This window comes from Methylobacterium sp. CCH5-D2 (assembly GCF_001556475.1).
Classification (GTDB): Bacteria; Pseudomonadota; Alphaproteobacteria; order Rhizobiales; family Beijerinckiaceae; genus Methylobacterium; species Methylobacterium hispanicum.
In genome coordinates, this window is record NZ_LSIX01000717.1 from 1 (window position 1) to 5728 (window position 5728).

The window sequence follows — 5728 nt, forward strand, 5'->3', positions numbered from 1 at the left end:
GCGCGAGGCCGCCGGTGAGCTGGCCCACCGCCTCCATCTTCTGCGACTGGCGCAGGGCCGCCTCGGCGCTCTCGCGGGCGGCGACCTCCTCGGCGACCCGCCGCTCCAGCGTCGCGTTGAAGGCTTCCAGCGCCGCCTTCGCGCGCAGCTCCGCCTCGATGTTGCGCGCCTCGATCACCGTGCCGATGGGACGGCCCGCCTCGTCGCGGATCGGGCTCGCCGTGAAGGCGACGGGGTAGAACGAGCCGTCGCGGTGGACGAAGACCTCCTCGCCCTGCTCTTGGTTGTTCTCCGGGAAGGCCTGGTCGATCGGGCACTCGCAGAGCGGGTAGGGCGAGCCGTCGGGGCGGGTGTGGTGCACCACGTCGTGGAGCGCGCGGCCCGCGGTCTCTGCGAGGGCGTAGCCCGTGAGGGCCTCGGCCGCGCGGTTCATGTAGGCGCAGTGCTGGCGCTCATCCATCAGGAAGATCGCCTGGGTGGTGTTGTTGAGGATGGCGTCGAGCCGGCGCGTCGCCTCGACCAGGCGCTGCTCGGCGATCTTGCGGTCATGGATGTCGGCGACCGAGCCGATATAGCCGAGGAAGCCGCCGTCCTCGGCCATCCGCGGCTCGGCCGCGTCGATGAACCAGCGGTAGCGCCCGTCCGCCCCACGAAGACGGTATTCCAGGCGGAACGGCGCCTGCCGGGCGTTGGCGGCCAGGAACGTCTCGCCCGACCAGCCGCGGTCGTCCGGATGCACCGCATCGAGCCAGCCGAGGCCCAGCCCCTCCGCCTCGCTCTGGCCCGTATAGGCGTACCAGCTCCGGTTGAGGTAGGTGCACGTCCCGCTCGGGTCCGTCACCCACATCATCACCGGGGCGTGGTCGGCCATGTTGCGGAAGCGCGCCTCGCTCTCCGCAAGGCGTGTCTCGGCGACCTTGCGTGCGCCGACGTCGATGGCGGTGCCGGTGAAGCGCAGGCAGCGCCCCCCCTCGTCGAACTGGCCGCGCCCCTTCGCGGCGACCCAGCGGACGACGCCGTCGTCGAGGCCGAGCGTCCGGTACTCGACATCGTAGAGGGCGCGCCGCGCCGGATCGAGCGCGGCCTCGAGCGCCTTCTGCGTCGCCGCCCGGTCGTCCGGATGCAGGGCGGCCTCGAAATCGGCCCGGACGATCGGCCGATTGTCGCCGACCCCGAACATCGCCCGCACACGTGCGTCCCAGAACAGACGCCCGCTCCCGCAGTCGAGGTCCCACAGGCCGATCTCGGCGGCGTCGGCCGCCATGCGCAGGCGCGCCTCGCCCTCGCGCAGCCGCTCCTCGGCGGCGCGTCGCGCGGTGGATTCGAGAAACAGCACGGCGAAGCGATCGCCTCCGAGCGGGCTGGCGTGACCCTCGTACCAGCGGTCGAACAGGTCCACGCGCCGCGAGAAGGCGACGGTCTCGCCCTCCGTCACCGCGCGGGCGACGTCGGCGATCCAGACATCCTCGATGCCCGGGATCAGCTCGCGGAGCGTGCGGCCCACGGCCCGCTCGCGCGGGATCCCGACGAGGCGCTCCCAGGCCGGGTTCACGTCGAGGTAGCGCCAGTCGATCACGGCGCCGCCCGCGTCGCGCACCACCTCGCCGATCAGCAATCCCTCGTGCAGCCGCTCGAACAGGCCGCGCCACAGCGCCTCGCCCTCGTGCGCCGCCCCCCCGGCCCGCACCGTCGCCCCGCCTTCCACCGTCAAATCGTCTCCTGCCGCGCCGGGGGCCTCGCCCTGAACGCCCCGCCGCGGGCGCTGTTCCACCCTTAATCGACCAGCGCCGCGTAGGTCATCACCCTGAGCTCCTTGCGGATCGGCAGGGCCGAGGAGGGGATGAGCTGCGTCAGGAGCACCACCGCCATGTCCTCGGACGGGTCGATCCAGAAGGCCGTCGAGGCGAGCCCGCCCCAGGCGCACTCGCCGGGGCTCCCCAGGATCTGGGCGCGGGCGGGATCGAGCATCACCGAGAAGCCGAGGCCGAAGCCGATCCCGTCGTAGGAGGTCTCGGCGAAGCGCGGCGTGCCCATGGCGGCCAGATCGCCCCGCAGGTGGTTCGTCGTCATCAGCGCCACGGTCTTGCGCCCGAGGAGCCGCACCCCGTCGAGCACGCCCCCGTTCAGGACGAGGCGGCAGAAGCGCAGGTAGTCGGAGGCCGTCGAGACGAGGCCGCCGCCGCCGGACGCGATGGCGGGCGGCTCGGCGAACACGGTCTCGCGCGCGTCGTCGTACTGGGTGAGCCGGCGCTCCCGGTCGTAGACGTAGCAGGCCGCGAAGCGGTCGCGGTTCTCCGGCCGGACGTGGAAGTCGGTGTCGTGCAGGCCGAGCGGGCGGATCACCCGCTCGCGGAGGTAGTTGGCGAAGTCCCGCCCCGACACCACCTCGACGAGGCGCCCGAGCACGTCCGTGGCGACGCTGTAGTTCCAGGCCGCGCCCGGATGGGCGAGGAGCGGCAGGCCGGCGACGATCCGGGTCACCTCGGCGAGGGTGGCGTCGGTGCGCAGGTAGTCCGCGCCCTGCTCCCGGTAGAGCGCGTCCACCAGCGTCGCCTCCATGAAGCCGTAGGTGAGGCCGGCCGTGTGGGTGAGGAGGTCGCGGATCGTGATCATGCGGCACGCCGGCTCGGTCTCGAGCTTGGCCCGGTTGCCGCCGGTCGCGACGCGCATGGCGGAGAATTCCGGCAGGAAACGCGCCACCGGGTCGTCGAGCTGGAAGCAGCCCTCCTCGTAGAGCTGCATCACCGCCACCGAGGTGAGCGGCTTCGTCATCGAGTAGATGCGCGCGACCGTGTCGAGACGGAAGGGCGTGCCCCGCTTCAGGTCGGCAAGGCCATGGGCCCGCGCGAAAGCGAGTTGCCCGCGCCGCATCACCGAGACCGAGAGGCCGGCGAGACGCCCGTCATCGACCAGCCGGCGCATCCAGCCGTCCACGCGCTCGAGCCGCTCAGGACAGAGGCCGAGATCCTTCGGGTCCGCCGAAACCTGCATCGCCACACCTCGCGCAACGGGCTGATGATGCGCGAGGTATAGCGGGGCGGGCCTGCCTGGCGAGCCCTGCGCGGCCCGGGGTCCATGGTCCAGGGTCCGGCGTTTGCGGCGCCGCGGGGCACCGTGCTAGCTCGGACGCGATCCTTGCCTGGCCGGAGCCCGCGCGTGAGCCTTGCCCTGTTCCTCGATTTCGACGGCACCCTCGTCGAGATCGCGCCGCGGCCGGACGCGGTGCAGGTCGATCCGGATCTCGTGCGCACCCTGGAACGCCTGCGCGAGCGGCTCGGCGGCGCGCTCGCCATCGTCACCGGGCGCCCGGTCGGCGTCATCGACGATTTCCTGAAGCCCGGCCGCTTCGACGTCGCCGGCCTGCACGGGGTCGAGCGCCGCACCGACGGCGTGCTGAGCGGCGGGCGGGCCGAGGACCATCCGGACCTACGCGCCGAGGTGCAGCGCCTGCAGGCCCGGCTCGCCGACCTCGACGCGGTGCTGATCGAGGACAAGGGCGCCTCGGTCGCGGTGCACTGGCGCCTCGCCGCGCCGGACGATGCCGCCCGCGCCGAGGCGATCGTCAAGACGGCGGCTGCCGCGCTCGGCGCCGCGTACCGGCTGCAGCTCGGCAAGGCCGTCGGCGAGATCGTGCCCGCGAGCGCCACGAAGGGCCACGCCATCCGGGCCTTCATGGAGGCCGCCCCCTACGCGGGCCGGCGCGCGGTCTTCCTCGGCGACGACCGCACGGACGAGATCGCCTTCGCGTCCGTCAACGAGGACGGCGGCGTCTCGGTGCGGGTCGGCGAGAGCGACACGATCGCGACCCGGCGGCTCGCCGATCCGGCCGCCGTGCGCCAGCTTCTCACCGCCTGGGCGGACGGCGCGCCCCTCGACCCGGACGTCCTTCCGGGGGCCTGAATGGAAACCGGAGATGCGGTTCCAACATCACCTCCGCTTTCCCGGACGCCCGGAGCGTCAGCGGAGGGTGATCCGGGACCCAGCCCATGAAGGCGCGAAGCGTCCGAATGCTGCACCGTTGCTGGAGGTCGAGCCGTTGCGCGGCCCTTCCTGTGCTGGATCCCGGATCACCTTCCACTTCGTTCCAGGTGTCCGGGAAAGGGCAGGGTTTCAGCCGCCGGGATCCCCCAGCATCGGTGGTCACTGCCCCCCCCGCCGTCCGGGGCTAGAGGAGAGCGGTCCGCATGTTCGAGTTCCCGGTCCTCGTCGGCGATATCGGCGGCACCAACGCGCGTTTCGCGCTGGTGCCGGAGACGGGTGCGGAGCCCCGGATGCTCTCGCACGAGCCCACCCACGGCCATCCCGACCCCACGAGCGCGATCCGCGCGGCCCTCGCCAAGGGGGCGGAGGCGGCGGGCGGGCGAGGGCCGCGCTCGGCGATCCTCGCCATCGCTGGCCGGGTGGACGGACCGGAGATCCAGCTCACCAACGCGCCCTGGCTCGTGGCGCCGGCCCGGATCGGGCCGGATTTCGGGCTCTCGCGCGCGGTCGTCGTCAACGACTACGTGCCGGTGGCGGCGGGCGCGGCCGACATCGCGCCGACCGACCTCACGCCGATCGGCCCGTGCAAGGACCGCCCCGTGGAGGCGCCCGCGGGCGCCCGCGTGGTGCTCGGCCCCGGCACCGGCTTCGGCGCCGCCGCGCTCGTGCCCTACGGCGACCACCTCGCCATCGTCTCCACGGAGGCGGGCCACACCGATCTCGGGCCGATGACGCCCGACGAGGAGGCGATCTGGCACGTGCTGGAGCGCGCCGAGGGCCGCATCACCGTCGAGACGGTGCTGTCCGGGCCCGGCCTCGCGCGGCTGCACGCGGCCGTGAGGCACGTCCGCACCGGGGCGCCCGCCGAGCGGATCGACCCGGCCGCCGTCACCGAGGCCGGGCTCGCGGCTTCCGACCCGCACGCGGCCGAGGCGCTCGCCCTGTTCGGGCGCATCCTCGGCCGGGTCTGCGGCAACCTCGCGCTCACCTTCCTGGCGACCGGCGGCGTCTATATCGGCGGCGGCATCGCGCCGCGGATCGTGCGGGTGCTGCAGGAGGGCGACTTCCGCCCCGCCTTCGAGGACAAGGCCCCCTTCGCGGCGATGATGCGCGAGATCCCGACGAGCGTCATCACCGTGCAGGACCCGGCCCTCACCGGGCTCGCGGCGCTGGCGAGCGAGGGCGAGCGCTTCGTCTACCACGCCTCCGAGTGGCGGCAGGGCTGAGGCCGTGGCGTCCGACGCGATCACGGATCTCGGCGCCGTCGCGCTGGCGGCGGCGATCGGGTCCGGCCAGGTCTCCTGCGCGGAGGTGATGCGGGCCTATCTCGACCGGATCGAGCGCCTGAACCCGCGCGTCAACGCGATCGTCGGGCTCCAGGACCGCGCCGGGCTCCTGCGGCAGGCCGAGGCCCGCGACGCGCAGCTCGCCCGCGGCGAGCCTGCGGGCCCGCTGCACGGCTTTCCGCTGGCGGTGAAGGACCTCGACCCGGTCCGCGGCCTGCCCTTCACGCAGGGCTCGCCGATCTTCCGCGACCGCGTGGCCGAGACCGACTCGATCATGGTCGCGCGGCTGCGCGCGGCCGGGGCGATCTTCGTCGGCAAGACCAACGTGCCGGAATTCGGCCTCGGCTCGCACAGCTTCAACCCGGTCCACGGCGCGACCGGCAACGCCTACGATCCCGCGCTCAGCGGCGGCGGATCGAGCGGCGGCGCCGCCGTGGCGGTGGCGCTGCGGCTCCTGCCTG

Annotated in this window: 5 protein-coding genes; 3 read left to right on the forward strand and 2 right to left on the reverse strand. The window is 73.5% G+C overall.

The genetic code is table 11. The features are described 5' to 3' along the window. Together AX737_RS18885 and AX737_RS18890 are read right to left on the reverse strand one after the other, a co-directional pair. Nucleotides 1–1705 (reverse strand): PAS domain S-box protein (locus AX737_RS18885; RefSeq protein WP_210173138.1); only part of this gene is annotated, 1705 nt, incomplete at its 3' end. A gap of 68 nt (nt 1706–1773) precedes the next feature. Beyond that, nucleotides 1774–2991, reverse strand: a complete 1218-nt coding sequence (locus AX737_RS18890) for a serine hydrolase domain-containing protein (protein WP_066924113.1) — start codon at nt 2989–2991, stop codon at nt 1774–1776. A 165-nt stretch (nt 2992–3156) separates the two neighbouring features. Between AX737_RS18890 and otsB the strand changes: the two genes are divergently transcribed. The 3 genes from otsB to AX737_RS18905 form a co-directional block, all read left to right on the forward strand. After that, nucleotides 3157–3900, forward strand: a complete 744-nt coding sequence (gene otsB, locus AX737_RS18895; RefSeq protein WP_066924115.1) for a trehalose-phosphatase — start codon at nt 3157–3159, stop codon at nt 3898–3900. Nucleotides 3901–4184: 284 nt separating this feature from the next. Beyond that, nucleotides 4185–5207, forward strand: coding sequence for a glucokinase (locus AX737_RS18900; protein ID WP_066924117.1), 1023 nt, complete (start codon nt 4185–4187; stop codon nt 5205–5207). Between the two features lie 4 nt (nt 5208–5211). Next, the coding region (locus AX737_RS18905; protein WP_245293476.1) for an amidase family protein at nt 5212–5728 on the forward strand (517 nt) is incomplete at its 3' end.

Excerpts from the sequence above, each read along its gene's own strand:
- AX737_RS18900 (WP_066924117.1), top strand. The coding sequence starts at position 4,185 with ATGTTCGAGTTCCCGGTCCTCGTCGGCGATATCGGCGGCACCAACGCG.
- AX737_RS18890 (WP_066924113.1), bottom strand. The coding sequence starts at position 2,991 with ATGCAGGTTTCGGCGGACCCGAAGGATCTCGGCCTCTGTCCTGAGCGG.